Genomic DNA, 26,513 nt, shown 5'->3' on the forward strand with positions numbered 1-26,513 from the left:
CTCTAGTCGGTGAGGCCGAGTTGACGTGAGTAGGAGTGGGCGAGGGCGGTCTTCTCCCCCACGTTCATCGGGTGGGGAGACCCACCCTCCGATACCCTGAGGAGGCCTCTTGCTGCGCGCTGCTGCGCCAGGAGCCGCTTGCCGGGTCTGCCGTCGATGGCGCGGTGAAGGGTCGCGATGATCGGCTTCCCGTTCTCCGCCACCACCAGCGCGGTGCGGGTGGGGAGTTCGCGGAGTTGCTCGGGCCGGATGACGGGGGTGTCTTCGCCATGGGTGGAGATCGAGCCATGCTGACCGTGCTGCTGATTCCGGCGAGTGATGCGACGGGTGCCGAGGAGGTCGCTGATCTCCCGGTTGAAGCCAGCGTCTTTGGACCCGCCGAAGATGATCAGGGAGTTGGTCAGGTCCTTGATCGCACGGGCCTGCTGCTCGCCGTAGATGCGGGTCAGCTGCGCCCAGGTCTGGGAGGCCCAGATGAACGAGATCCCCAGCGCCCGCTCGTTGGCCATCCTGGTCGCCAGTGTCGGGAGTGGTGCGGTGGAGGGGAGTTCGTCGAGGCAGGCCAGCATCGGCGGACACAGCCTGCCGAACCCACTCTCATTCGCGAGCTGGAGGGCGGTGTCGAGGACGTGTTCGGCGACGGCTGTCATCAGGGGGGGAGGCGGAGACGTATGGGTCTTCACGACCGAGCAGGTAGATGGTGCCGCCGCGGCGGATGAGGTCGGCGATGTCGACGGCGGGGCGGCCTTCAGCAGGCACGCAGCGTTCGCGGCGGTCTCGGGTCGCGAACAGAGCGAGTGCCTGGTCGACGGTGGATTTGGTGTTGCCGGCGGTGCGCTCGTCGGTGTTGCTGACCGCGCCGGCGAGGAGTCCGGACCAGTTCGGTTCCGCCATCGGATGCGACCGGAGAATCTCTGAAGGGAGGGTGGCGGTGCGGGGGTTGGCGGACCATTCGAGAACATCGTTCAACGTGTAGCCGGCCAAGGCTGCGGCGTGGAGGTAGCACTGGATGACTTTCGCGGCTTCGGCGGCGTAGAACCGGGCGGCGGAGTCGGCCCCGTCTTCCCCACTGCCCAGGGTGCCGGCGCAGAACGCTTTGGCTCGCTTCTCCGCCACGGTCGCGTCGACGCAGCCGTCGATCGGGTCCCAGATCAACTCCGGCAACCCAGGTGCGGCACCGAACGGGTCCAACACCGCCACCGGGCCGCGGGCTTGGCGTGCGGCGAGGGTGAGGAGCAGGTCGTCGGGCTTGGTGAGGGTCACCAGAGCGGCGCCGGGGGCCTGGAGGAATGCCGGTGTGAGGATGTCGAGGGTCTTGCCCGATCCTTGGGGGCCAATGACGCCGGCGGTGCGGTCCCACGGTTGCCACAACGGCACCCCCACCGGCACCTTGCTGGTCCCGATCCGCCACCCCACAGCGGTGGGCTCAAACCGCCTCATTGCAGGCTCTTCCGGTACAGGTCGGGGCGGATCACGGCCCGGTTGGCTCGGAGTCGGCTGAGGCCGAGGAGGTGTTCAGCTTGTGAGGGCGTGGCCATGCCCCTGAAGCGGCGGCCTGCGGTGACCCGCAACGCAAGGACAATGGCGGCAGTAAGACCGGCGATGAACAGAGCTGCGGCGATCGCCCACGCGACCCAGACGGCGGCGTGCCTTGGGTGGTGGTGAGGCCGGCGTCGAGGTCGCCGGTGAGGATGCCCCAGCTGCTCGTGAGCAAGGCGGTGGAGGGGGGCCACCGCCACCCGGCCCCCGCGGCGGCGAGGGCGAGGCTGCGGCCGGCCTGGAGCCCCACCACCCCAAGGATGGCGACGGTGGTGAGGGCGCCGACAGCTGGTTCCCAGGTCCAGGCGTAGCCGTCTTCATGCTGTGAATCGGTCATGCCCTTATGAACCCCGCCGAAGCGTGCTGAGCGCGGAAGGATTCACGCATCGGCAACCTGCTACAGGCCATCACACGCCTGGTTCCCACACTGGCAACGGGTCCGCCTGCCCGAGGGCCTGCAGGCAGGAAGACCCCGCTGATGGGGGCGGGTTTCAGGGTGTGGTGTGGACAGTGACGGTGGCGAAGGAGTGGGGCGGCAGTGTGACTTTCTTCGTTAGGCCGTCGTCGAGGAGGCAGTGGGGTGTGGGTGAGACGGTGTGCGGCTGGTCGATGGTGTTGTGGGCGGAGGGTGAGGGTGCGCTGAGGAGTCTTGCCGTTGCGTGGTGGATGCCGGCGCCTCGGATGTCGAGTGTGACGTCGATGGGAGTTTCTGCGTCGAGGTTGGACAGGGAGATGAGGATGCGGCCGTTCTTGGTGCTGGCGGAGGTGGACAGGAGGTTGAGTTGTCGGCCGTCGACGTTCAGGGGTGGAGGTCCGTCGAGGATCCGGGTGTGGAGTGCGGTAGCGTCCTGATGGGCCTTGTTCATTTCGAAGATGTGGTAGGTCGGGGTGAGGACCAGGTCGCCGCTGTCGCTGTCGGTGAGGATCATGGCTTGGAGGACGTTGAGGGTTTGGGCGATGTTGGCCATCACGAGTCGGTCGGCGTGGACGTGGAAAGCGTCGAAGTGGATGGCTGCGACGAGGGCGTCGCGGAGTGCGTTTTGTTGGAACAGGAATCCGGGGTGGGTGCCGGGCTCGACGTCCCACCATGTGCCCCATTCATCGAGGATCAGGCCGAGTCTCCGGTTCGGGTCGTAGGCGTCCATCACCGTCTTGTGGGTTTGGATGACCCGGTCGACGTCTTGTGCCTTGCTGATGGTGCTGTAGTACTGCGCTAGGGAGAAGTGGGTCGCGGATCCGCGGTCTCCTGTGGTCAGGCCAGAGGCTGTGTAGTAATGGAAGGAGATCCCTTGGTAGATGCCCATGGGTTCCTTGTGGCAGCCGAAGCAGCTGATCGCCTCCATGAGTTCGCGGGTCCAGGCGACGTCGTCATCTGAGGCGCCAGCGGCGATACGGTAGAGCGTGTTGCCGCTGTGGTCGCGGCAGAAGGTTGCGTAGCGTCGGGCTTCGGCCGCGTAGTGTTTCGGATCCATGCCGCCGCCGCACCCCCAGGGCTCGTTCCCGATGCCCCAGAAGGGGACCTTCCAGGGTTCCTCGCGACCGTTCTGTCGTCGGAGACGGGCGAGGGGGGCGTTGCCTGAGCGGGAGATGTATTCGACCCAGTCGCTCATCTCCTGGACTGTGCCGCTGCCGACGTTGCCTGCGACGTAGGCGTCGGCGCCGAGCATCTCGCACAGGTCGAAGAACTCATGTGTGCCGAAGTGGTTGTTCTCCTCGATGTCGCCCCAGTTCGTGTTGATCATGGTGGGTCGCTGGTCGCGGGGGCCGATGCCATCTCTCCAGTGGTATTCGTCTGCGAAGCAGCCGCCGGGCCAGCGGAGGTTGGGGATGGAGATCGCTTTGAGTGCGGCCACGACATCGGAGCGGATGCCCCGAACGTTGGGGATAGGTGAGTCCTCACCGACGTAGAAGCCGCCGTAGATGCAGCGCCCGAGGTGCTCGGCGAAGTGGCCGTACAGGTGACGGCTGATGGTCGCTTCTGGGTGGTCGGCGTTGATGACAACGCGCGCGGCGGCGTGGGCCGTGGGCATGGTTCTCCAATGGTGTGCGGTGCGGGCGGGTTGAGCGTGAGGGGCTCAGCGTGGTGGCGGTGTGCCTTGGGGGGCTGTGCTCGGCGCTGCGAAGCGTTGCGTGATGCTGACCCACTGAAGGTGGGTCAGCGGCAGGACGCTGCCGTGCTTGGTGTTGGGGGGGATGACGAACTCGCGGGCCGCGGAGGTCCATCCCGACTGTGGGTCGGTGCTGACCAGCGCGACGTATCCCTGAGGCCGGCGGTCAAACTGGTCGACGAGCAGGACCCAGCGGCCGGCGTGGTGGTCGAAGAACACCAGGGGGCCTTCGACCTGGTGGTAGGTGTCGTCGGCGATCCGTTGCGCGAGGGTGTCGAAGTCGTGGCTGAAGTAGCCGGTGCCAGTTTCGTGGAAAAGGCGGCGAGAGTGGGGCACGCCTGAGTCCTCCTTCGAGATGCGGTGGACGCGGCCGTCGTGGAGGAACATGGTGGTGTCGATGATGTCGACGCCGTAGTCGATCATCGGTTCCGGTGTGGTGATGGTCGTGAAGTCAGTCGTCCAGGCGGCGAGGATCCGGCTGTAGGTGGTGCCTCGGTGGTGAGGGTCCGTGGTGTTGAACAGGGTGGAGGCCCAGAAGAGCAGGTAGCGGCCGGTGTGCTGGTCGTAGATCGCTTCAGGGGCCCAGGCCATCCCGGCCTCGGGTGGTGCGATGTCGAGGGTCCAGGGTGTTGACCAGTCGATCAGGTTGGGCGACTTCCACACGATGATGCTGCGGCTGCCGGTGCGCTTCCATTCGTCCCATCCCTGGTTGTCGCCGCCGTAGACGCGTAAATCGGTGGCGATGATGTAGTACTCGCCGTCGCCGTGGACGATGAATGGATCGCGGGCGCCGGTGGTTCCGAGGCTCGACTCGAGGACGGGGTGCCCGGCGTTGGCTCGTGTCCAGCGGGTCGGGTCGGGTCCGTTACTGAGTGAGAAGTACACCCGTTCCCCATGGCCGTGTGGGTCTTCGACGAAGTGCACGAGGAGGTATCCCGCGACGTCTGGGGTGTGGGGCGGGTTGGGTGGGGTGGACATGTCAGCCCTTCACGCTTCCAGCGACCAAGCCGGAGACGATGTGGCGTTGGGTGATGAGGAAGAAGATGACCATGGGGATCAGCGCGATGACAGAGACGGTCATGAAGGCGGGCCAGTCGGTCGTGAACTCGCCGACGGCGCTGTACACCTGCAGGACGATGGTGCGTTTCTCCGACGAGGAGATGAACACGTTGGGTAGGACGAAGTCGTTCCAGATCCACATCGTCTGAAAGATGCCGACGGTGACGAGGATCGGTCGGATCAGCGGCAGCATGATCCGCCAGAAGATCTGCCAGGTTCCTGCGCCGTCGATCTTCGCGGCCTCGATGATCTCGAACGGGACGGTCTTCATGTAGCCCTGGATCAGGAAGTAGGAGAAGATCGCGCCTGCCGAGTACAGGACGACGAGCCCGGTGAGGGTGTCGACCAGTTCGAAGTCGACGAGCGTGCGGTACAGGGGGATCAGGGTGGCCTGGGTCGGGACAATGAATCCCAGCAGCAGCACGACCCCGACGATTTGGTTGAAGCGGGTCGCGCGCATGGCGATCGCGTAGGAGGCCATGGCCCCCACGATCAGCTGCACGAGGACTCCGCCCGCGGTGACGAAGATGCTGTTGGCCAAGCTTTGCATCAGGGGGACCCGCTGGAACGCTTCAGCATAGTTCCCGAAGTACCACTGTGTCGGTAGCCCGAGTGGCGAGTTCACCATGTCGGCCTGGGTCTTGAAGGTGTTGATGACGATGTAGTAAAGAGGCACGCCGATCAGGCCGGCCAGCGCAAGCATGATGCCCGCGCGGAGGGGCCGCTGGAGACGGATCACAGGATGCTCCTTTCGAGGCGGCGTGAGACCAGAAGCTGCGCGATCGACACGGCCGCCACTGCGACGGTGAAGGTGACGGCCAAAGCGGAGGCCAGTCCGTATCTCGCCTGCCCGACACCGCTGGTGATGATGGACTGGGTGATCGTGTACGTGGAGTAGCCAGGGCCACCCTTCGTCAGGGTGAACGGCAGGTCGAAGACCTTGAGTCCTCCGGTAATCAGCAGGAACTGGCTGACGATGATGCCCGGGACGAGCTGAGGAAGCGTGATGTAGCGGAACTGCTGGAACGCTGAGGCGCCGTCGATGGTCGCTACCTCGTAGTAGTCGGTAGGGATCGACTGCAGATAGGCCAGGTACAACACGGCATGCCAGCCCACCGAGCTCCACACTGCGACGAAGATCACCGACACCCGGGCCAGTGTGGAGTCCGACAGCCACGGGACGGGTCCCGCCCCGAACGCGGCGAGGACCTGGTTCAGCACCCCGGCACCCAATGGGGACAGGATGTAGCCCCACACCAACCCCAGCAGCGCCAGGCTCGGAACCGAGGGGAAGAAGAACACCGAGCGGACCAGGTTGCGGCCGGTGAAGCGTCTGTTCAGCGCCACGGCCAGTGGAATCGCCAACGCACTGATCATCAGAGTCGTGCTGAGCGCGAACACCAGCGTGAACGACAAGCCAGCCAGCATCGAGGGGTCGGTGAAGATCTGGCGATAGTTTGCCAGACCCACGAAGGTGACATCGGTGGAGTAGCCCGTGAAGTCGGTCAGACTCCAGTAGAAGCTCTGCCCCAGCGGGATGACGAACAGGACCACGAACACGGCCGTGATCGGCACCAGGAACAGCTGGTTCGCCGTCGCTTCCCTCCATCGACCCCGCGATGATCCTCGTCGGCGTGGCCTGGGGATCATCGACGGGCCGGACACGGGTGCCTCAGTTGCTGACGACGACATGGTTGTCCCTCTCTCCTCCACAAGAGGCCGGGGGCGGAATGGGTACGCCGCCCCCGGCTCGGTGATCAGTTGGCGGAAAGCTTCGCGTCAAGGGCGGCAGCCACCTGCTCGGGAGTTGCCTGCCCCAGGGCCATCAGCTGGATCTGCGCGGTCGCTTCGACATTGAGAACATCCTCGGCTCTCGTCCACGCGATCTGCGGCAGGTAGAACTGCCCCTCGCGGATCATCGGGACCAGCGGCTCGAACGCTTCATCGATCGCGGGCTCGAAGTTCGGCGTGACCGTGATCCCGTTGCTCGCCTCCTGATACGTCGAGATCCCCTCCTCCGACACCATGAATGTCAGGAAGGCCTTCGCCGCGTCGATGTTGTCCGACTCAGGGTTGATCGCCCACCCGGGGCTGGCTGCACCGGCGAGGTACGGCTCCCCATCCTCAGTGCCCGGCACCTGCATCATCGCGATGTTGAGGTCCGGCGCCTTCTCACGGATACCGGCCACATTCCAGGGACCGGCAGGGAACATGGCCACTCGACCGGTCGCGAACTCGTCGATGATCTGATCCGGCTTCAAACCGGTCACGCTCGACGTCTCCACCCCCTCGGTGAACAGGCGGTTGTACTGCTCGAGCGACGGGGTCCACTCCTCCACGAACGACGACTCCCCGTCGAAGATCCGGGCATCCATCTGGAAGTCCTGCGACGCGTCCCGCGCACCCAGGAACGCGACCAGCGCGGTCGGGATCCCGTCCAGTGCCTCAAGATACGGCGTCTCCACACCCGACTCCTTAAGGCTCTGACACAGCTCCAGGAACTCATCCCACGTCTCAGGCGGCGTCGACCAGCCCACCTCCTTGAGCATGTCGACGTTGTACATGATGCCGCTGCCCCACGAACTCACCGACAGCCCGTACACCGCCCCATCACGGCCGTAGGTCCTCTGGTTCATGTCGGGGATACCCTCCATGAACGGCTCACCAGCCAAATCGAGAACATGCTCACCATCGATCAGGTTCGTCTTGTTCTCCGCCGCGATCAGGAAAACATCGGGCGCCGTCCCCGACAGCACACGCGTCTGCAAGGTCTGGATGTACTCGGCCACCGGCGGCGAATAGGACACATCCAGTGTGATCTCCGGATGCGCCTCCTCGAACGCGTCGATCACAGGCTGCATCACCGCTTCACCATCCCAGGACAACAACGTCAGGGTCGTGGACCCCTCAGTCTCACCACTGGCCTCACCACTGGCGCTACCCGGGCTGCCGGCGCCACATGCCGTCAGTGACACCGCCACCAGCGCCACGGCCGCGACAGCGACCCCACTGTGAATCTTCATTGTCGACTCCTTCGTCGTCCGCATCATGTATCGATACATTCCTTGAATCTGGTAGACTCATGTATCGATACACCGCACCGTAGTCGCGCCTCCCCGGGTTGTCAACACTCCACCTGGGGCTGCTCGACGGGTAGCCTCAATGCTCACGAATCGAGGAGGAATCGTTGGCCACAACGATCCAGGATGTCGCAGCCGCGGCAGGGGTCTCCCCAATGACCGTGTCGAACGTCCTCAACGGACGCTCATCGGTCAACGACGAGTTGCGCGACCGTGTCCTGAAGGCAATTAACCAACTCGACTATCGGGTCAACGTCGCGGCCCGCAACCTTCGTGCCGGTCGCACCGGCACGATCGGCCTAGCCGTGCCGGAGATCGACAGGCCCTACGCGGCGCAACTCGCCGCGCGGATCATCCGCGTCGCCTCCGCCCGCGACATCCGGGTTGTCGTCGAAGAGACTGGCGCGAGCCGAGGGCGCGAACTCGACGCCATTGCCAGATCCCGGGTGAGGATGTACGACGGCCTGATCATCGCCTCCGTGGGGCTGGCCGCCCGTGACCTGGTCGATGTCCTCTCCACCAGCCCGGTGGTCATGCTGGGTGAACGATTCAGCGGATCCGCCGTCGATCACATCGGACTTCCCAACCGAGAAGGCACCCGGCGAGCCGTTGAACACCTGATCGCCACCGGTCGCCGACGCATCGCCATCATTGGCGGCCCAACAGACAGCGAACCGGGCACCGCGAACGACGTGCCAGGCGGCTACGAACTCAGACTCGAGGGATACCACAGCGCACTGGCAGCAGCGGGGATCAGCCCCGACCCCACGCTGATCGCGGTGGCCCGCGACTGGGACCTCGAAGGGGGCCGACGCAGCGTCATGGAACTGTGCGACAGCGCCGTGCAGTTCGATGCCGTGATCGGCATGACGGACACACTCGCGTTGGGCGTCCTGCGCGGACTGGCCGACCGTTCCCGCAGCGTCCCCGCTGACGTGTCCGTCGTTGGTTTCGACAACATCCTCGAATCCCGCTACAGCATCCCGCGACTGACAACCATCGCCCCAGACCACGACGAGATCGCCCGACTCGCCGTGACCCTCCTGATGGACCGGATCGCTGGCCAATGGCCCCCCACCGAAACCACCGACCACACAGTCGGATGCGAACTGGTCATCCGCGAGTCCACCTAACCTCGATCGTTCATGGCGGAGTGAGCGACGCGTGCGGTAGATAGGCCGGAGTGCCTTCTGACTACGGGATACTTGGACTTGCGACTGTTCAAGACCCCTGAAGCGGAAGGCACTCCGTAGGTGAAGCGTACTTCGTGGTCCACCCGTATGTCCGTGACCGGCGATGGTGGCGCGGTCATCGCCCACGCCGGCAGCATTGGACTCAGGATGCTGGCCGAGAACACCGGCCTGACCGGAGCCCTATCGACGGCGATGGCCCGGCGTTCGTTCATCCCCTCGGTGCATGATCGCGGCCAGGTTCTGACCGATGTCGCGGTGCTGCTCGCCGACGGCGGTGAGGCGATCTCCGACATCGACGTGCTGCGCCACCAGGGGCAGGTGCTGGGGCCGGTCGCGTCAGCTCCGACGGTGTGGCGGGCGTTGGACGAGCATAACTAACTAGCGCTGCCGCCTAGGTGTCGAGGTCCTCGTCAATGTCTTCCAGGTCGTCGAAGGGAGGTTGATCCTCGTACTCGTCTTCATTGACTGCACTCGTATCGGAGCCGACTGCCAGGAAGTCGTTGAGGGCATCGTGCTGCTCGTCATCCATCGGCACAAGGAGGGTAACGGAGGTAAGCAGCACGTGTGCGAGCAGGGTATCGCTCTTGGTGACGCCGATGCCTGTACTGCGAGTGAAGTCGACGGTGATGCGGCCGGTGGGCGTGGTGACCGTAGCCTTATCGACCATGGCCGAAGGCATGCTGCTCGTAGCCGCAGTCAGGACATCCGAATCCGTCGTCCCGCTGTCATCGCTGATCGCAAGACGCGTGCCACCGACGCTGGCGCTGACGGAAGCAACGGAGGCACTCTGGGTGCGCTCGACGTACTCCTCGACCAGGATCCCTGCACCCGGCTTCTTCAGACGCGATTCGATCAGCTTGCCGGTACGAGCAGCGAAGGCATGGAAGCCGGGACCGCGCAGGGTCAGCGCAGGTGGCGTCTGCGAGACGGAAAGGTCCACGCCCCACCTGAGTTCCGGCGGCTCCTTTTCGTCAAGGAGGCGCATGTCGACAACCTGGCATGCGCGTGCTCGAAGGACGTCAAGGTTGGCGTTGACGAGGTGCTGGAAATTGTTCGTGCGGGCAACGTCGGCCTTCGCTAGCTCGAACAGTTGCTCGATGGTCAGGTTCCGGCCGACCCCTCGCCAGAACCCCTCTTCGTCGGTGTCCATGAGTTGCACCAGGTAGAGCAGGGGCAGGCTTCCGACGTCACTGGACAGTTCGGCGTCGCCGGGGTACTGGTCGAGGCGGGATCCGCCTCCCTCCCAGACTGCTTGCACGACGCGGTTGAGCCGGCGCGCCTGCCCTTCTCCGAAGAAGTGCTCGATGGTGTTCAGCGCCTCGCGTGTCCCTGTAACTTGGCCACCCGCAGCATCGGTGAACCCCTTGGCGAACGTGTCGGCAAGGTCACGGGCATCCGTGGATCCGACAAGTGCACCTCGGCCAGCGTGAGCGAGCGAGTTACGCAGCATCCGGTCCGTGGCCGCGGCGGACTCACGGGTCATCAGTTCCTCGACCGCCGCTGGAGTGGTCAGCAGGACGTCGGCCTGTCGGCTCGTCTCGTCGAGATGGTCCTCGTCCGACTCGGATAGTTCGGGTGTTGTCAGGCCGAAGATCAACGGGTCGAGCTTGTCGAGCATCGAGATGTCCTGCCCAAGCTCGGGAAGGTTGTCGGTGAAGCGCAGGAAGACCGGGCGCTCCACGTCCTTGGCCCATCTCAACATCATGTCGGGCGCGTACGTGTGGTTGAAGTAAGTCGTGATCTTCACAGTAGCGCTCGGGTCGAAGGCCGCAAGTGCTCCAGCGATCGCCTCCTTGACCCTCTTCTCCGACTGGTGAGGGTCACGCTCGTGAAGGGCATCGATAACGTGCTGTTCGAGGGTCGTCATAGCCCCGACGCCTTCAACAACTCGTGGCTGTGGATGAGCCCGAGGTGAACGGGGTCGGGAACGAGGGCTTCCTGCTTGTCGCTCAGCACCAGAAGCCACAGACGCTCGGCGACCTTCGCACACACCTCGTCGTCAGCAAGTTCCTCGGCGTTTTCGCCGTCGGCGAAGATCCGCTTGGCGTTGGCCATGACGGCGTTCTTGACCCTGTCTGCGGAAGTGAGCCTGTCCCACGTGGTTGCAGCGTGCGGGGCCCAAGAGATCCACATGAAGTTGTCAGCCAGTCTGGGCATGGCCAAGTAGGCGACGTAGCACTTGGCCAAGAATTCGCGATAGTGCGCAGGGAGATCCCCTGAATTGGCGTACTTCTTCACCTCTGCGTAGAACATCTGCCCGTGGAAATCGCCGTATCTCAGCGTGCCGCCAAGGTCGAATGAGAAGGACTCCCCGCCTTGGGGCCAGTCAAAGCTCAACTTGTCAGCGGCGCCTTTGTCCGGGTTGACCCAGCAGGCATCCACCCTCGACGTGGATTCGAGCCACTGCTTTGCCCGCCGCGCCCCTTGGCGGCCCAATTCGTGCAGGGATTCGCCCTGCTTGACCGCCTCATCCATGGGCGCCACCTTAGCGGCCGGACGGTGTCGCGGTCGGGATGGCGGCTCATGTCGGAGAGCCACGGTGTCCATGAGCCTGACCCTACGGGTCGGGTCCGACAGTCTTCGCCCGGTGTGCTGTGCATTTTCGTCTGGGAAGTTGTGACATTGCCTGTCGATCAATGGCGGAGTCCCGCCAAGCGGGGCGGACGACGAGCCGCGCTGTGCCGTAGCCGAGAGGAACAAGCCTCCCGCAGGGCGAAAGTAGGTAGTCATGGATTCCTCGAGGACCAGATCAAGGAGGCCGAGTCGCTGGCCGCGGCCAAGGAGAAGCTTAAGCAGCGCAGGAGGCCGTGGAGGCACGATGCCTGGGCGGGTCTGGAAAGGGTGCACGGGAACTCGGCGTGACCGCGATTCGCGCTGCTGACGACGACCCCCGCAGCGCCCGGCATCTGGATCCTCTCCTCGACAGATCGACACGTCGGCTCCTCAAGCATGAGTGTGATGGTTGGGGAGCGGTAGTCGGAATATCGAAGAGCGCTCCGATCAAGTTACGAGTGGTGGGCACCTTCCGAGTGGGTCGCCGGGTGTGCACACTCCCCGTCGACGAGGGCCCCGTCCCTATGGAGCCTGGCCTGGATGTGGGCGAGTGGGCCAGGCCTCCTCCGTGGCCTCCGGCTTCCGCGCCTCACCCAGCCAGCGTCTTGATTCCCCCGGCGCTCGCCGTCACGAGATCATCGAGCTCATCTAGGTCAACCATCACTCGTCGTCCAACGCGGTACCGGATCAAAGAGCCGTCGCTGAATCGCCGGGTCAGGGTCTTTGGATGAACGCTGATGTACTCGGCGGCATCCTTGAGTGAGGCCCAGCGTCGGGCCCTCACCTGCCGCGTCGGTGTTGGACTGTTGTGGCTCCTCATCGTGGTTCCTCTCGGTGGCTCCTCTTCAGCTTTACGACTTCACGCGGTTCGATTCCGCACAGGGCAGCTGCCTCTGCCGTGGCGACTGCCAGCTCTTCGAGTTCACACAGCGCAGCCGCAATTCGACGTTCGGCCAGGCTGATGACGCGTTTGCGTTCCAGAAACGCTGTGGTTGCCTCCACCACAAGGTCCCTGATTATGGCTTCGCGCGCCAAGTGCTCCTCTCGACGTTTCTGGAACGCCTCGGCTGCTCGTCGTCTCGCGACCTGCTTCAACGCTTGGGACATAGGTACCTCCTACGAGAGGCAACTCAGATGAGTGCCGGGGTTGATATGGGCAGCTCGACGCGCAACAGGTCAGGGAGTCCAAGACCGGCCGCTGGCGGGTCGGCGCCGCGTCGACGAGGTCCGCCTCCGTCGCGCTCCGCCCCTTGTCCCCTTAGGCCTGCCGCGTGTCGCATACACCTCAGAACCCCATCGAGACACGCCCAGCGTGAAACGGTGTCCATTGGCCGGCCCAACCGGCCCTCCGGCGTCCAGTGGATCGTCCTTCACCCGGGGGCCACGCTTGGCTGGGTCTCAGGCCACGACCACTGTGAGGCCCTTGAGGGCTTCGTCCTGCTTGGGGCCAACGCTCTCGACTCGGCGTGGAAAGACGCGGCTATAGACCTCAAGCGCCATGCGGGAGTCGCTCCACCCCAGCAAGAGCATGACTTCCGCGATCGTGTACCCCTCGCTGAAAAGCCACGCGGCGTAGGAAGCGCGGAGGTCGTGTAGCGTGATGTGGTCCTCCCTGGGCACAGGAAGACCCTTCCGCCACAATCGGCGCCGCTCCGCCTCCGGGGTCCGCAACCCCATGTTGGCCAGCGCCCTGTTATGCCGCCGGTCTGCCTCGGCCGGCCCCATCGGCTTGCCATTCGCGACGGTGAACACGAGCTGCTCAGGCGACCTTGGGTGCGCCTCGAGGTGATCCCGCAGAATCGTCACCAACGTCGTCGACATCGGCAGCGAGCGGATGCCGGCCGACGTCTTGGGAACCTTCACACCCACCCGGTAGGCAGTGCCGTCCTTGCCATGCTCGATCGCCTGGCGTACGGAGATCCGCCGCCCCTCGAGGTCGAGGTCCATCCGACGCAGACCTCGGACTTCACCTGATCTCAACCCGCCCAATGCCACCGCGGCCAACATCGCCACGTGCTGAGGTTCGGCGGCCTGCAGATAGCGTCGTACATCGTCCAGGTCGAACACGTGGCGCTGCTCCATCGGCTTCGTCTTGCGTGGGATGCCCACCCCGGCAGCTGGGTTCTTGTCGACCCATCCCCAATGCGCAGCCTTCGCCAGCAACTCGCTGAACAAGGCCAACGTCGACCGGTCGCGTCGGCGCTCAGCAGCCAGCGAGTCCTGACGCCAATGCCACACCTCGTCGTGGGTGATGGTCTTCACATCACGCTCGGCCCCCCAGTGGGGAACGATCCGCAACCGCCAATCCTGCTCATAGGCAGTGAGAGTGGACAAGGCCAACGGCCGCGGGCGCTGGGCCAGGAACCGGTCATAGGTCTCCTGAAGGGTTCGCTGTTGGGGACGGCGACCCTCCTCCTCTTCCGGTGAGAGCCACTCTCCTCGCTCAATCGCCCTCTGCTGGAGTCTGAGCCAGTGCTCCGCGTCGCCTTTGTGCGTGAAGGTGATCGGTGCCGCCACCCTCCTCGCCGGGTCATGGGGATGGGCGAAGGACGCACGGTAGCGCCCGCTGGGCAGTCGTTTGATCGATCCGAACCGTCTCATGACTCCTAGAACCCCACTGAGATCCGATGGAGCGCGTTCCACGAACGTTCCATCTCGAGGTCCTCTGTTGTCCCTTTGAGGCCTCTTGAGTCCGGTAGCAACATGACAAACTCCCTAGTCAATGGCGTTTGACTAGGGAGTTCGGCCGTGGAGCATAGGGGACTCGAACCCCTAACTTCCACCTTGCAAAGGTGGCACTCTACCAATTGAGTTAATGCCCCGAATCGACGGCAAGTATAGGGCAGCACGCGCCCCGGGGCATCTCGCTCCGGGGGGCTCCTCTAGGGTCGGAACGTGAGCATGTCCGAACGCCTCTACTCCGCTCTCCTCCACCGCGACCTCGACGCCGAGCGGGCCCTCCCCGGAGGCGCGGGAGAGCACGTGGCGCGCAACGGCCTCCGGCAGGTGGTGGCGAGCGCCCTGCAGTCCTCCGGCGATCAGATCGTCAAGCCGTCGACGGTGCTGCCGTGGCTGCTGAATGCACTCGGCGCGCCCACCGCGCTGATCGGCCTCCTGGTGCCCATCCGCGAATCCGGCTCCATGCTCCCCCAGGCGTTCCTGACGCCCCTGGTGATGCGGGTCCGGCACCGGAAGTGGGTGCTGGTGGTGGGCTCCTTGATCCAGGCGGTGGCCGTGGCGGCCATGGCGCTCACCGGCGCCGTCGGCTCCGGCTTGGCGGCTGGGCTCGCCATCATCGCCGCCCTCACGGTGTTCTCGCTCGGCCGCTGCCTGACGTCGATCGCGTCCAAGGACGTGCAGGGCCGCACCATCCCGAAGGGCGAGCGGGGGCAGATCAACGGTCTGGGCACCACGGCCGCGGGCATCGTCGCGATCACGCTCGGTCTTGCCATCCGGATCTTCGCCGGCGACGACCTGTCCGCAGGCCAGTTGGCGTGGATGCTGGCCGCGGCCGCGGCGCTCTGGCTGGCCACCGCCGTCGTCCAGGCGGGATTCCACGAGCCCGACGACGGCGCGCCCGAAGCCGCGGCCGACGGCTCCCCCACCGGTGTCCTCGAACTGCTTCGCACGGACCGCGAGTTCCGCAGTTTCGTCACCACCCGCAGCTTCCTCCTGGTCTCCGCCCTGAGCCCGCCGTTCGTCGTGACCCTGTCCGCGACGGAGGGCACAGACACGCTGACCGGCCTGGGCGGTTTCGTGCTCGCCTCCGGGGTGGCGTCGCTGATCGGCGGCCGCATCTTCGGCCGGCTGGCTGATCGCTCCAGCAGAACCCTGATGTCGTTCGCCGGTGCCGCGGCGTCTGTGGTGGTTCTCGTGCTGGTTGCGGTGGTGTCGCTGCCGGGCTTCGACGGCGGGTCGACGTGGGGCACCGTCGTCCTGGTGACGGGCTATTTCCTGCTCACCCTCCTCCACACGGGGGTGCGGGTGGGGCGGAAGACCTACGTCGTCGACATGGCGGAGGGCGACATGCGGACCGTCTATGTGGCGGTGTCCAACACGGCGATGGGCGTGATCCTGCTCATCGTCGGCGGGATCAGCACGCTGCTGGCGCTGGCCGGGGTGGTGTGGGCGCTGCTGTTCCTGGCGGGCCTGGGCATCCTGGGCGCGTGGTGGGGGTGGCGGCTGCCTGAAGTGTCGCGGGGGCGGTAAGCCCTCCGCCCTCGGCTGCACGGTTCGCGCAACCAAGATGCACGTTCGTGCACAGCTTGGTCTAGACTTGCCGGCGACGGTGTACGACGAGTCCAAGGAGGGGCGAGTGGTCAACCGCACCAGCGACTCACTGCTCACGGTGGCGCGCATGTACTACGTCCAATCCGAGACGATGGACGCCATCGCGCACCACCTCGGGGTCTCCAGATCGACGGTGTCGAGGCTTCTCAAGGAGGCCCGGGATCGCGGCCTGGTGCGCGTTTCCATCGTGGATCCCGACCGTCCGCTCAACCGGATGGCGGAACTCTTCGAGAAGTACTTCCATGTCACCGCACACCTCGTCCACGTCCGCCCCGGGGCCAGCAGCATCTTCCGGTTGGACCAGGTGGGGCGGATGGCCGCCGGCCTCCTCAGCAACGCGGTGCAGGACGGCGACATCGTCGGCATCGCGTGGGGCACCACCGTCTCGGCCATCGCCACCCACCTGCACCCCCGGGACCTCACCGGAGTCACCGTCATCGGGCTCAACGGCGGCGCCAACCATCAGACCACCGGCCTGCCGTACGTGGGCAGCATCCTGCACAAGTTCGCCCAGGCCTTCGGAGGCCAGGAGCAGCTGCTGGCGCTGCCCGCCTTCTTCGACGACCCCGCCACCAAGGAAGCCATGTGGCGCGAGCAGAGCACCCGCCACATCCTGGCCGTGCGCGCCAACTGTCGGGTGGCGCTGTTCGGCGTCGGCGGCCTCCACTCGGAGTTGCAGAGCCACGTGTACTCGTCGAACTACCTGAGCGAGACGGACCTGCGCCACCTCCGCGAGCAGAACGTGGTGGGCGACGTGTGCACCGTCATGCTGCGCGAGGACGGTTCCTACCGCGACCTTGAGATCAACAGACGCGCCACCGGCATGACACCGGCCGAGCTGCAGACGGTGCCCCGCCGGATCTGCGTGGTGAGCGGGTTGTCGAAGGCGGCGCCCGTGCTGGGCGCGCTCCGCGCCGGGGTGGCCACGGACCTGGTGATCGACGCCGAGACCGCCCGCGCCGTCCTCAACAGGATGAAACCCGGCATCCGCGTGGTGTGACGGCCAGCCGGGACGCCGAAACACTGCTCCGCTCCCGGCAGACAGCCCCCCGCGGGTTCACTTAGGCTGGCCCCCATGTCTGAATTCATCGTCACCGAGGTGCAGGACGGGATCGCCCGCATCACCCTCAACCGGCCGCGCGCGATCAACGCCCTCACCGAGGACATGTTCACCGCGATGTATGACGCGCTCACCGCCTGGCACGACGACGATGCGGTCACAGCGGTGGAGCTCGCGGGCAATGGCGAGCGCGGGTTCTGCGCCGGCGCGGACGTGCGGGCACTGGTCCAGCTGGTCCGCGACGGCGGCCCGTTCCTGCAGTACCTGGAGACCGAGTATGCGCTGGACATGATGCTGGCCAACTACCCCAAGCCCGTCACGTCCTTCCTGCGCGGCGTCTCGATGGGCGGCGGGCTGGGCATCGGCGCGCACGTGGACCGTCGGATCGTCTACGCGGACACCGTGATGGCCATGCCGGAGACGAAGATCGGCTTCGTGCCGGATGCCGGCGTGCTGTACGAGCTGTCGCGGGCGGGCGCCGTCGGCAAGCACGTGGCGCTGACCTCCGCCACGTTCACCGGCGGTGACGCGCTCCTGATGGGGTTGGCAGACGAGTCGGCCGACGGCGACCTCCCGGCTCCCCTCTTCGCCGAGTCCGCCGCCTGGATCCACGAGTGCTACGCCTCCGAGGATGTGCTCGAGATCATCGGGGAGTTGGAGAACCACCCGGCGGACGAGGCCCGCGCGGCGGGACGCGAGCTGCGCGCCCGCAGCCCGTTCGCGGTGCACGTCACGGCGCGCGCCATCGTGCGCGCCCGCTCGCTCAGGCTCAGCGAGGTGCTGGCGCAGGACCTGAGGCTCGCGGAGACGGTGATCCCCTCAGGGGACTTCGTCGAGGGGGTGCGGGCGCTCCTGGTGGACAAGGACAACGCCCCGCATTGGCGGCACGCCTCCCTGGAGGAGGTTCCCCTGGACGAGGTGGCGCGGGCGTTCGAGTACTGACGACCCTAGCGGCCGGTGCCGGGGGGCTTGAAGGCCATCGCGACGTTGACCAGCACGATGCCCACCCACACCATGAGCAGCGCCGCGATTCCGAACTGCAGGACGATCGCCGTCAGCGGGATCGCCATCACGAGCGACACGATCGCGAGGGCGAGGCGGCCTCCCTGGCCCTGGCGCTCCGCCGCCGACTGCGCCTTGGTGGCGGCGAGCTCGGCCTCGTATCGACGGCGGACGGTGGCCTCCACCTTCGCCGCCAATGAATCCACAAGCGCCGGCTCGATTTCTGTGCCCATCTCGCGGCGCACCTCGAGGGCGGCGTGCAGCTCGTCCCGGGACAGCTCCTCACTCATGCTGCGAAGGCTACTCCTGACAGCACCCGAACGGCACCGTATGCCCCTGGGGGTATACTCGACGCGGCCGCCTCATCTCCGCCAGGAGCACACTACGATGGTGGCGGCTGACCGCCCCCGTGAAGGAGAAGCATGCCCACCGTGCACGACGTCATCATCATCGGCTCCGGCCCCGCCGGCTACACCGCGGCCATCTACGCCGCCCGCGCCAACCTCAAGCCGGTGATCTTCGAGGGATCGTTCGAGGGGGGCGGCGCCCTCATGAACACCACCGAGGTGGAGAACTTCCCCGGCTTCGCCGAGGGCATCATGGGCCCGGACCTCATGGACCAGATGCGCAGGCAGGCCGAGCGCTTCGGCGCCATCCTCATCACCGACGACGCCACCGCAGTGGACCTCACCGGCGAGATCAAGATCGTCAAGGACTCCGAGGACACCGAGTACCACGCCAAGTCCGTCATCCTCGCGATGGGATCGGGCTACCGCAAGCTCGGCCTCCCCGACGAGGAGCGCCTGTCCGGCCGCGGCGTGTCCTGGTGCGCCACCTGCGACGGCGCCTTCTTCCGCGACAAGCCCATCGCCGTGATCGGCGGCGGTGACTCCGCCGTCGAGGAGGCCACGTTCCTCAGCCGCTTCGGCTCCAAGGTGGTCATCGTCCACCGTCGCGACGAACTGCGCGCCTCCAAGATCATGGTGGATCGCGCCATGCGTGACCCCAAGATCGAGTTCGCCTGGAACTCGGTGGTCGAGACCATCAACGGCACGAAGTCCGTCGAATCCATCACCCTCAAGGACACCCACACGGGCGAGTTGCGGGACCTCGACGTCCAGGGCGTGTTCATCGCCATCGGCCACGACCCCCGCTCGGCCCTCGTCAAGGACCAGGTGCACACCGATGCCGAGGGCTACGTACTGGTGGACGGACGCACCACCGCCACCAACGTTGCAGGCGTCTTCGCCTGCGGCGACCTCGTGGACCACACCTACCGGCAGGCCATCACCGCGGCGGGGACCGGCTGCGCGGCGGCACTCGACGCCGAGAAGTACCTGCAGGCGCTCGAGGACTGATCCCGGTCCCGCGGGGCCGGGCGCATAGACTCTGTTGACCTATCCCATTCTTGAGAGGCAGCACCATGGCAGTCACCGACGTGACGGAGAAGACCTTCGTCGACGAGGTCCTCATGGCAGACACGCTCGTCGTGGTGGACTACTGGGCGGACTGGTGCGCGCCGTGCAGGCAGATCGCACCCATCGTCGAGGAGCTCTCGAAGGAGTACGGCAACGTGAAGTTCGTGAAAGTGGACACCAACACCAACCCGGGCCTCGCCGCCGAGCAGGGCGTCCTCAGCCTCCCCACACTGCAATTCTTCCAGGGCGGGCGCGTCGCCAAGTCACTGACGGGCGGGAAAACCAAGGGCGCCCTGAAGAAGGCCATCGACGAGTTGCTCTGATGAGCAGCAGCCCAACCCCCACCCGCGCCGCCTGGACGGCCGTCTCCGACGACACCACACAGCCGCCCGCCCCCTGGTGGCAACGGCTGTTGGGGCCGGCCATCGCCGCCGCCCTCGTGGTGGCTGGCGGGCTCATCGGCGCGGGTTTGGGCGGGGCGACCGGCAGCTCGCAGTCTCCCACCCACGCTCCGTCACCGACGCTCATCATGGACCCGCCGGTCCAGGTGGGAGATCTCGTCCGGGGAGACGTCACCGCGAGCGATGGCCCGGCACCTGAGAATCAGCGCATCGTCCGGGCGGACTACTCCGACGGCGTCAACAAGGTGATCTTCGTGATGACCTGGCCTCAGGAGGATGCGGCCACCTACGTGGCGGACGCCGGCGTCGAGGACGCCTCTGCGGTGGGAGGCGGCGGGACGCTGTGCGGATTGTCGGTGGACACGTCGCTTCCCGCGTGTGGGCGGGTGACGGAGGAGACGGGCCTGCTCCTTCTCGCCGTCACCGAGCACGCCACGGAGGACCTGGCGGCGCTGCTGACTGAGTTCGAGACGGCGGTCACACCCTGATGTCCTGCGGCCAGTCTGGCCGGACCGGATAGGGTGGGCGCAGGCTCAACGCGTGTCGCCAACGGCGGCCGCGTCCCGAACGCAAGGTAAGACAACGTGAGCGAGCACTCGAGGCACGACACCCGGCTGGACCGGTTCGTCGACAGCTACTCCCAGCGCACCAACGGCATGCGGGTCTCCGCCGTCAGGGCACTGTTCGCCGTGGCCAACCGCCCCGAGATCGTCTCGCTCGCCGGCGGCATGCCCAACATCAAGGACCTGCCGCTGGCGGACATCGCGGCGTCCATGGCGCACATGATCAGCACCAACGGCACCCAGGTGATGCAGTACGGCTCCGGCCAGGGCGAGCCGGTGCTCCGCGAGCAGATCCTCGACGTCATGGCGCTCGAGGGCATCACCGCGCACGCCGACGACGTGGTCATCACCGCCGGCTCACAACAGGGCCTGGACCTCGTCACGCGCATCTTCTGCGATCCAGGCGACGTGGTGCTGGCGGAGTCGCCGTCGTACGTGGGCGCGCTAGGCACCTTCCTCAGCTACCAGACCGAGGTGGTGCACGTTTCCTCAGATGACGACGGACTGGACCCGGCGGCGCTCCGGGAGACGGCGGCTCGGCTGAAGAAGGCGGGGAAGCGGATCAAGTTCCTCTACACCATCCCCAACTTCAACAACCCGTCGGGCAAGACCCAGCCCTGGCAGCGGCGCCTCGAGATCCTGTCCGTGTGCGCGGAGGCGGGCATCCTCGTCGTCGAGGACAACCCCTACGGGCTGCTCAACCTGGACGCCGAGCCGCTGCCCGCGATGCGCTCGGTGGACGCCGACGTGATCTACCTGGGCTCGTTCTCCAAGACGTTCGCCCCCGGGTTCCGTGTCGGATGGGTGCTGGCGCCGCACGCCGTCCGCGAGAAGTTGGTGCTGGCCCAGGAGTCGGCCACGCTCTGCCCGCCTGTGTTCAGCCAGTTCGCCATCTCCACCTACCTGTCCACCCAGGACTGGAAGGGGCAGGTGGGGATCTACCGCAATATGTATCGCGAGCGCCGCGACGCCATGCTCCACAGCCTTGCCGAGGAGATGCCCGACGGCGCCACCTGGACGCGCCCGGCCGGCGGGTTCTTCGTGTGGGTCACTCTCCCCGAAGGCCTGGACTCGCAGGCCATGCTGCCCCGCGGGGTCAACGCGCGCGTCGCGTTCGTGCCCGGCAGCGCGTTCTACGCCGACGGCCAGGGCGCGCGCAACGTGCGGTTGTCGTTCTGCTTCCCGCCGCCGGACCGGATCAAGACCGGTGTGCAGCGCTTCGCCGACGTCGTGCGGCGCGAGCTCGAAGTGATGACCACCTTCGGGATCGAGGCCTCCCCAATTGACCGGCGCCGCCCTTCCGGGCCCGGCCCAGACCTCAGCTGACAAGGAGTTATCCATGACGATCATCGTGATTGCCGGTGGGTTGAGCCACGAGCGCGACGTGTCGCTGCGGTCCGGCCGACGGGTCGCCCAGGCCCTGCGCGACGTGGGCCGCGAGGTGATCGAGGCCGACGTCAACGCAGACCTCATCCCGCTGGTGCGCCGCACTCCGGACGCCGTCGTCGTCCCGATGCTGCACGGCGGTCTCGGCGAGGACGGGGCGCTGCGCGAGGTGTTCGAAGTCCTGAACGTTCCCTTCGTCGGACCGGCCGGTGCGTCGTCGAGGCTCACGTTCGACAAGTCCATCGCCACCTCCGTGGTGCGCGGCGCGGGGCTGGCCGCCCCGAAGCAGGTCGCACTCCCCCACGACATCTTCCGCGAGCTCGGCGCCCCCGCGCTCATGGAGGGCATCGGGGCGCAGCTCGGCTACCCGCTGATGGTCAAGCCGTCGAGGAGCGGATCCGCGCTCGGCGTGACGAAGGTCGACGATGCGTCGGGTCTCCCGGCCGCCCTGGTCGCGGCCTACGCCTACGGTGCGGTGGCCGTCATCGAGTCGTTCCTGACGGGCACCGAGATCGCCGTGACCGTGCTCGACGAGGGTGACGGCCCCGTCGCCATGCCTGCCGTCGAGATCAGGCCCCAGTCCGGGGTCTACGACTACGAATCCCGCTACACCGCCGGCGCCACCCGCTTCGTCACCCCCGCCGAACTGGACGACGACGTGCTCGCGGCGGCCGGTGAGCTCGCGGTCTCCGTCCATCGGGCACTCGGGCTCAGGCACCTGTCGCGGGTGGACATGATCGTCGAGCGGTCCGGGAGGCCCGTCTTCTTCGAGGGCAACGTCGCGCCAGGCATGACGGAGACGTCGCTGGCACCCCTGGCGTTCGAGGCCGCCGGCCGGGAATTGGGCGAGGTGTTCGCCACACTGGTGGACCTCGCCCGCGGCTGAGTGGCGGTAGACGTGAGGGTGCGCGCGAAGCAGGCGGTCGCGGTGACGGCGGGGCTCGTCGTCGCTGCCGTGATGCTGACGCTCGGGCTGTGGCAGATGGCTTCCTACGAGGAATCGACGCGCGACGTGTCGGCCGAGCGTGCGGCTCTGGAGCCGGTTGCGCTGGCTGAGAGTGTCGCGGAGAGCGGGGAGATCGACGACGTGTACGGCCGACAGGTCACCCTCACCGGGGCCTACACCACCGATGAGGTGCTGGTCGGAGAGCAGTGGCCGCTGCGTGTGGTCACTGCGTTCGAGATGGACGACGGCCGGCACGTCGCGGTGGTGCGCGGGATCGTCGAACAGGGAGCCGTGGCCCCCGCCGCACCGAGCGGTGAACAGGACGTGGCCGGGGTGTTCCTGTCGTCAGACCTGCCGGCTGAGAGTGTCGCGGTGGGGGCGGATATTGGGTCGCTGAGGGTGCAGGCGCTGGCTCAGGGGTGGCCGTCGCCCTTGATCGGGGGCTACGTGACGCTCCCCGCGGAGGCGTCGACGGCGCAGGGGCTGAGCGCGGCGCCGCTGGTGCTCCCCGAGGCGGAGGGGTCGGCGACGCATCGCGGGTATGCGCTGCAGTGGTGGGTGTTCGCGGCTGGTGCGGTGGCGTTCGGAATCTACGTCGCTCGCGGCTTCGGGAAGGACGCAGCGAGCGCCCATCCGGCTAACCTCCGCTGATCAGGTGCGGTGGCCGCTCCCTGAGGAGGGCCGCCCGCGAAGCGGCGTGGCCTGTCTCGAAGGGTCGTGACTACCACCTTCACGCAGATCTCGTTGTCGGTGCGATGAGCCGTGAGTCGAGGCCCGGGCGGCCGCTATCCATGGCTTTGCTGACCGTCGCTGGTCACACTGTGGCCGAGTGGTGGAGGCCGCCCGGGCCTCGTCTCCCGTCTCCCCGCACTCGGTCCTCCTGTGGCGTTGCCTGGTCCCGGGTGCGGGCCGGCAGGGCGGCGTGGGGGTCAGGTCAGCTCGAGCGGGATGTCAGTTGGTGATCCTCGGGTTGGGCACCGCTGCGCAGTGCCGCCCTGCCGTCCCCCACCCTCGCTGTCAGGTCCGAGTTCTCGACCCTTCGAGACTCCCACGGTCGCTTCGCGACGCGGAACCATCAGGGACCGAAGTAGGGCCCCGCGAAACGGCGTGGCCCAGATGCCTATCTCACTCGGTCTCGCTGGCCGCGATCGTCGCCCGGACGTTCTTTGTGGCGAAGTGCTCGGCGACGAACGACAGGAACGGCACCGTCCCCGCGGCCATGATGACCAGGAACCACTTGATGGACCACTTCACCCGGCGACCGAGGTCGTAGGCCGTGATGAGGAGCACCATGTACAGCCAGCCGTGCGGCATCCCGGTCCACACCACCACCCGGCCGTCTCTCCAGATGTACTTCAGGGGGAGGCCCACGCACACCAGCACGACGAGGAGCACGCCGACGACATAGGCCATGATGCGGTAGCGCAGCAGGGCGGACCTGATAGCGGGGATGTCGCTTGGGGCGACGGTCGCGGCGGGGGTCGCGGTGGTCATGTCAGTTCCTCGTTAACTCTATCTATGGTTTTGTCGCTATATTGCTTTATTGCTAGACGCGTTTAGCGTTAGAGCGTCCTGCCGTCCAGCACTGCGACGATGCGGTCCAGGTCGTCACCGCTGGCGAACTCAATGGTGATGCGGCCCTTGTTCCGTCCGATGTTCACCTTGACCCGAGTGTCGAAATGATCACTCAGGTGAGTGGCCAGTTCCCGCTCCCGCTCGGAGGGGATCCTCGGGGTCCGCGCGACGCTGGAGCGGTGGGCACTCCCCCGCCCCAGCGCGACGATCTCCTCGGTGGACCGGACCGACAGCCCCTCGGCGATGATCCTCTCACTCAGTTCCTCCTGGGCGTTCGCGTCGGGAAGGCCGAGCAGGGCGCGCGCATGGCCGGCGGACAGGACGCCCGCCGCGACCTTCGTCTGCACCCGCGTTGGCAGGTTGAGCAGACGCAACGTGTTGGAAACCTGTGGGCGGGACCGGTGGATCCGCTGGGCGAGGTCCTCCTTCGTGCACTCAAAGTCACGGAGCAGCTGGGAGTACGCGTTCGCCTCCTCGATGGGGTTCAGGTTGGCCCGGTGAAGGTTCTCCAGGAGGGCGTCGCGCAGGAGGGCGGTGTCGTCGGTCCCTCGGATGATGGCGGGGATGGTCTCGCGGCCGGCGAGCTGACTGGCACGGAGACGTCGCTCCCCCATCACCAACTCGTAGGCGTCATCGCCGCGGCGACGCACAACAACCGGTTGCAGGACACCGAACTCGGCGATCGAGTCAGCCAGCTCGTTGAGGTCGTCCTCGTCGAAGACCGTGCGCGGCTGATGGGGATTCGGGGAGATCTGCTGGAGTGGCAGGTCGGCGAACGTGGAGCCGTCGCTGAGTTGTTCGGCCTTGTCGTCGTCGGTTCGGGCGAACAGGTCCCCAAGGCCTTGGCCGAGGCCGCTCTTCTTCAGTACAGCCATCATTCCTCCACCTTCTGGGCGCGCTCAGCCATCTCGCGTGCGGCGGCCGTATACGCGAGTGCGCCCGGAGATTTGGGCTGGTAGTTCAGGACGGTCTGCTGGTAGCTGGGGGCTTCAGCGATGCGCACGGAGCGCGGGATCTCCTGGGTCAGCGTCTGGTCCGGGAAGTGCTTGCGAACCTCGTCGGCCACTTCCCGCGACAGATTCGTCCGTGCGTCATACATGGTGAGGAGGATGGTGCTCAGCTCTAGATCGTCGTTGAGGTTGCCCTTGACCCGTGCGATGGTGCGCATCAACTGGGTGACGCCCTCGAGTGCGTAGTACTCGGTCTGGATGGGCACGAGGATCTCGTTGGCAGCCACGAGGGCGTTCAATGTGAGCAGTCCCAGCGACGGCGGGCAATCGAAGAAGATGTAGTCCACGCCAGACTCGTCCACGTACTGCTTGATGGCATCACGCATCCGGTGCTCACGGCCGCGGAGATTCACAAGTTCGAGTTCCGCCGCCGCGAGATCGATGGCGGCAGGAAGGACATGCAGATTCGGCGAGTGCGGAGACGGCTGTGCGTGTTCGATGATGCCGACGCCTTCGAGGAGAACCTCGTAGGTACCCTTCGTACCGGGGCTGTGCTTGATGCCAAGGGCGGTGGAGGCGTTGCCCTGGGGGTCGTTGTCGACGACGAGCACATTGAGACCGCCCAAGGCCATTGCATGTGCGATGTTCACTGTCGTGGTCGTTTTCCCCACGCCGCCCTTTTGATTGGCGACCACTACGATGCGTGGGCTCGCAGGCCGGGGGAGAGTCGCGGCGGGGGAGTCGAAGTCGACCATCTCATCGCCGTACTCGGATTCGACGCTGGCCTCGGCGTCGCGAGCGGCTCGTCTGGGGTGCAACCCCGTTTCACGTGAAACGTTGCTGTGTTGCTTCCACAGCTCGTCATCATTCGCTTGCTGCGCCTTGCGCTTGCGGAAGAACAACGCCATCCGGGGCCTCCTTGGTGTCCGCGATGACTCTACCCAACTCGGGTGGCGGACCGCGAAGTGTGAGCGCCGCGTTTCACGTGAAACGCTCCTTCGCCATTCCGGCGCGTCCCGCACAGCCCGACGGGCCACCGTTGGTTGAGCCAGCCGCGGCGCGAAGCGAACGCAGCTGCGTCGAAACCCACGGCACCCGCAGAGTCCCGCAGCTAGTTATCCCTGAAGACCGGTCGGTTTCGACGCGGGCTGCGCCGCTTCGCGGCTGGGCTCCGCTCAACCAGCGGGGCACGGGTGGGCCCCTCCGCCAGCCTGACTCTTCGCGGACACAATGTACTCACCCAAGGAGGCGGTGCGACTCGGCGCGGCTCGGCACAAGTCAACGCGGGCCGCGCCGCGCCTTGCTATGCCCGGTCCGGTTGCCCGCCACCGCGGTGAGCCAGCCGCGGCGCGAAGCGCCCGCTGCTGTGTCGAAACCCAGGGGACCCGGT

General features: G+C 66.3%; 26 protein-coding genes and 1 tRNA gene. 11 read left to right on the forward strand and 16 right to left on the reverse strand.

Annotated features, from left to right (window positions below; genetic code table 11):
• Nucleotides 1–2: 2 nt before the first annotated feature.
• The 7 genes from H5399_RS17700 to H5399_RS00605 form a co-directional block, all read right to left on the reverse strand.
• Nucleotides 3–650 (reverse strand): type IV secretory system conjugative DNA transfer family protein, encoded by a 648-nt coding sequence (locus H5399_RS17700; protein WP_255421930.1) that lies wholly within the window; start codon nt 648–650, stop codon nt 3–5.
• Entirely contained in the window at nt 598–1,440 is an 843-nt protein-coding gene (locus H5399_RS17705) for a type IV secretory system conjugative DNA transfer family protein (protein ID WP_255421931.1), read from the reverse strand. Before H5399_RS17705 ends, H5399_RS17700 begins: the two co-directional genes overlap by 53 nt.
• A 590-nt stretch (nt 1,441–2,030) precedes the next feature.
• Entirely contained in the window at nt 2,031–3,569 is a 1,539-nt protein-coding gene (locus H5399_RS00585) for an alpha-N-arabinofuranosidase (RefSeq protein WP_182781097.1), read from the reverse strand.
• 45 nt (nt 3,570–3,614) lie between these two features.
• Nucleotides 3,615–4,625, reverse strand: a complete 1,011-nt coding sequence (locus H5399_RS00590; protein WP_182781098.1) for a glycoside hydrolase family 43 protein — start codon at nt 4,623–4,625, stop codon at nt 3,615–3,617.
• Between the two features lies 1 nt (nt 4,626).
• The gene (locus H5399_RS00595; RefSeq protein WP_220490673.1) at nt 4,627–5,445 is read right to left on the reverse strand and encodes a carbohydrate ABC transporter permease; all 819 of its coding nucleotides are present in this window, start codon (nt 5,443–5,445) and stop codon (nt 4,627–4,629) included.
• Nucleotides 5,442–6,281, reverse strand: coding sequence for a carbohydrate ABC transporter permease (locus H5399_RS00600; RefSeq protein ID WP_220490675.1), 840 nt, complete (start codon nt 6,279–6,281; stop codon nt 5,442–5,444). The genes H5399_RS00595 and H5399_RS00600 overlap by 4 nt, the downstream gene beginning before the upstream one ends.
• A 182-nt stretch (nt 6,282–6,463) precedes the next feature.
• Nucleotides 6,464–7,696, reverse strand: coding sequence for an extracellular solute-binding protein (locus H5399_RS00605; protein WP_182781099.1), 1,233 nt, complete (start codon nt 7,694–7,696; stop codon nt 6,464–6,466).
• 197 nt (nt 7,697–7,893) lie between these two features.
• On the opposite strand from H5399_RS00605, the gene H5399_RS00610 reads away from it, so the two are divergent.
• On the forward strand, nt 7,894–8,919 hold the full coding sequence (locus H5399_RS00610; RefSeq protein ID WP_182781100.1) for a LacI family DNA-binding transcriptional regulator: 1,026 nt from the start codon (nt 7,894–7,896) through the stop codon (nt 8,917–8,919).
• Between the two features lie 120 nt (nt 8,920–9,039).
• Nucleotides 9,040–9,357 carry a transposase gene (locus tag H5399_RS00615; protein ID WP_220490676.1) on the forward strand — a complete coding sequence of 106 codons (318 nt, stop codon included), beginning with the start codon at nt 9,040–9,042 and terminating at the stop codon, nt 9,355–9,357.
• A gap of 13 nt (nt 9,358–9,370) precedes the next feature.
• Here H5399_RS00615 and H5399_RS00620 read toward each other — a convergent pair whose 3' ends face one another.
• From H5399_RS00620 to H5399_RS00640, 5 genes are all read right to left on the reverse strand, one after another.
• Nucleotides 9,371–10,846, reverse strand: coding sequence for a hypothetical protein (locus tag H5399_RS00620; protein ID WP_182781101.1), 1,476 nt, complete (start codon nt 10,844–10,846; stop codon nt 9,371–9,373).
• Nucleotides 10,843–11,454, reverse strand: a complete 612-nt coding sequence (locus H5399_RS00625) for a hypothetical protein (RefSeq protein WP_182781102.1) — start codon at nt 11,452–11,454, stop codon at nt 10,843–10,845. Before H5399_RS00625 ends, H5399_RS00620 begins: the two co-directional genes overlap by 4 nt.
• A gap of 894 nt (nt 11,455–12,348) precedes the next feature.
• Nucleotides 12,349–12,639: a hypothetical protein gene (locus tag H5399_RS00630; protein ID WP_182781103.1), complete on the reverse strand. Its 291-nt coding sequence runs from the start codon at nt 12,637–12,639 to the stop codon at nt 12,349–12,351.
• A 291-nt stretch (nt 12,640–12,930) separates the two neighbouring features.
• A complete protein-coding gene (locus H5399_RS00635) occupies nt 12,931–14,133 on the reverse strand; it encodes a site-specific integrase (protein ID WP_182781104.1) in 1,203 nt (400 codons plus the stop codon).
• A gap of 148 nt (nt 14,134–14,281) precedes the next feature.
• Nucleotides 14,282–14,354: transfer RNA gene (locus tag H5399_RS00640), tRNA-Ala, on the reverse strand.
• 79 nt (nt 14,355–14,433) lie between these two features.
• On the opposite strand from H5399_RS00640, the gene H5399_RS00645 reads away from it, so the two are divergent.
• The 3 genes from H5399_RS00645 (at nt 14,434) to H5399_RS00655 (ending at nt 17,824) form a co-directional block, all read left to right on the forward strand.
• A complete protein-coding gene (locus H5399_RS00645) occupies nt 14,434–15,741 on the forward strand; it encodes an MFS transporter (RefSeq protein ID WP_370585682.1) in 1,308 nt (435 codons plus the stop codon).
• Nucleotides 15,742–15,847: 106 nt separating this feature from the next.
• Nucleotides 15,848–16,822 carry a sugar-binding transcriptional regulator gene (locus tag H5399_RS00650; protein WP_370585651.1) on the forward strand — a complete coding sequence of 325 codons (975 nt, stop codon included), beginning with the start codon at nt 15,848–15,850 and terminating at the stop codon, nt 16,820–16,822.
• A gap of 75 nt (nt 16,823–16,897) precedes the next feature.
• Nucleotides 16,898–17,824, forward strand: a complete 927-nt coding sequence (locus H5399_RS00655) for an enoyl-CoA hydratase/isomerase family protein (RefSeq protein ID WP_182781107.1) — start codon at nt 16,898–16,900, stop codon at nt 17,822–17,824.
• A gap of 5 nt (nt 17,825–17,829) precedes the next feature.
• On the opposite strand, the gene H5399_RS00660 is transcribed toward H5399_RS00655, so the two are convergent.
• Complete coding sequence (locus H5399_RS00660) at nt 17,830–18,174, reverse strand: hypothetical protein (RefSeq protein ID WP_182781108.1); 345 nt, start codon at nt 18,172–18,174, stop codon at nt 17,830–17,832.
• Between the two features lie 132 nt (nt 18,175–18,306).
• Between H5399_RS00660 and trxB the strand changes: the two genes are divergently transcribed.
• The 6 genes from trxB to H5399_RS00690 all read left to right on the forward strand — a co-directional run bounded on the left by trxB (nt 18,307) and on the right by H5399_RS00690 (nt 23,249).
• Nucleotides 18,307–19,242 carry a thioredoxin-disulfide reductase gene (gene trxB, locus H5399_RS00665; RefSeq protein WP_182781109.1) on the forward strand — a complete coding sequence of 312 codons (936 nt, stop codon included), beginning with the start codon at nt 18,307–18,309 and terminating at the stop codon, nt 19,240–19,242.
• Nucleotides 19,243–19,307: 65 nt separating this feature from the next.
• Nucleotides 19,308–19,625: a thioredoxin gene (gene trxA, locus H5399_RS00670; RefSeq protein WP_182781110.1), complete on the forward strand. Its 318-nt coding sequence runs from the start codon at nt 19,308–19,310 to the stop codon at nt 19,623–19,625.
• A complete protein-coding gene (locus H5399_RS00675; protein WP_182781111.1) occupies nt 19,625–20,191 on the forward strand; it encodes a hypothetical protein in 567 nt (188 codons plus the stop codon). The genes trxA and H5399_RS00675 overlap by 1 nt, the downstream gene beginning before the upstream one ends.
• A gap of 96 nt (nt 20,192–20,287) precedes the next feature.
• Nucleotides 20,288–21,592, forward strand: coding sequence for a PLP-dependent aminotransferase family protein (locus tag H5399_RS00680; RefSeq protein WP_370585652.1), 1,305 nt, complete (start codon nt 20,288–20,290; stop codon nt 21,590–21,592).
• 13 nt (nt 21,593–21,605) lie between these two features.
• Nucleotides 21,606–22,538, forward strand: a complete 933-nt coding sequence (locus H5399_RS00685; protein ID WP_182781112.1) for a D-alanine--D-alanine ligase — start codon at nt 21,606–21,608, stop codon at nt 22,536–22,538.
• Between the two features lie 18 nt (nt 22,539–22,556).
• Nucleotides 22,557–23,249: an SURF1 family protein gene (locus H5399_RS00690; protein ID WP_182781113.1), complete on the forward strand. Its 693-nt coding sequence runs from the start codon at nt 22,557–22,559 to the stop codon at nt 23,247–23,249.
• Between the two features lie 474 nt (nt 23,250–23,723).
• Here H5399_RS00690 and H5399_RS00695 read toward each other — a convergent pair whose 3' ends face one another.
• The 3 genes from H5399_RS00695 to H5399_RS00705 all read right to left on the reverse strand — a co-directional run bounded on the left by H5399_RS00695 (nt 23,724) and on the right by H5399_RS00705 (nt 25,878).
• Nucleotides 23,724–24,092 (reverse strand): DUF3817 domain-containing protein, encoded by a 369-nt coding sequence (locus H5399_RS00695; protein WP_182781114.1) that lies wholly within the window; start codon nt 24,090–24,092, stop codon nt 23,724–23,726.
• 68 nt (nt 24,093–24,160) lie between these two features.
• Complete coding sequence (locus H5399_RS00700) at nt 24,161–25,051, reverse strand: ParB/RepB/Spo0J family partition protein (protein ID WP_370585653.1); 891 nt, start codon at nt 25,049–25,051, stop codon at nt 24,161–24,163.
• The gene (locus H5399_RS00705; protein ID WP_255421977.1) at nt 25,048–25,878 is read right to left on the reverse strand and encodes a ParA family protein; all 831 of its coding nucleotides are present in this window, start codon (nt 25,876–25,878) and stop codon (nt 25,048–25,050) included. The genes H5399_RS00700 and H5399_RS00705 overlap by 4 nt, the downstream gene beginning before the upstream one ends.
• Nucleotides 25,879–26,513 lie beyond the last annotated feature (635 nt).

This window comes from Tessaracoccus sp. MC1627, from assembly GCF_014164725.1.
Classification (GTDB): domain Bacteria; phylum Actinomycetota; class Actinomycetes; order Propionibacteriales; family Propionibacteriaceae; genus Arachnia.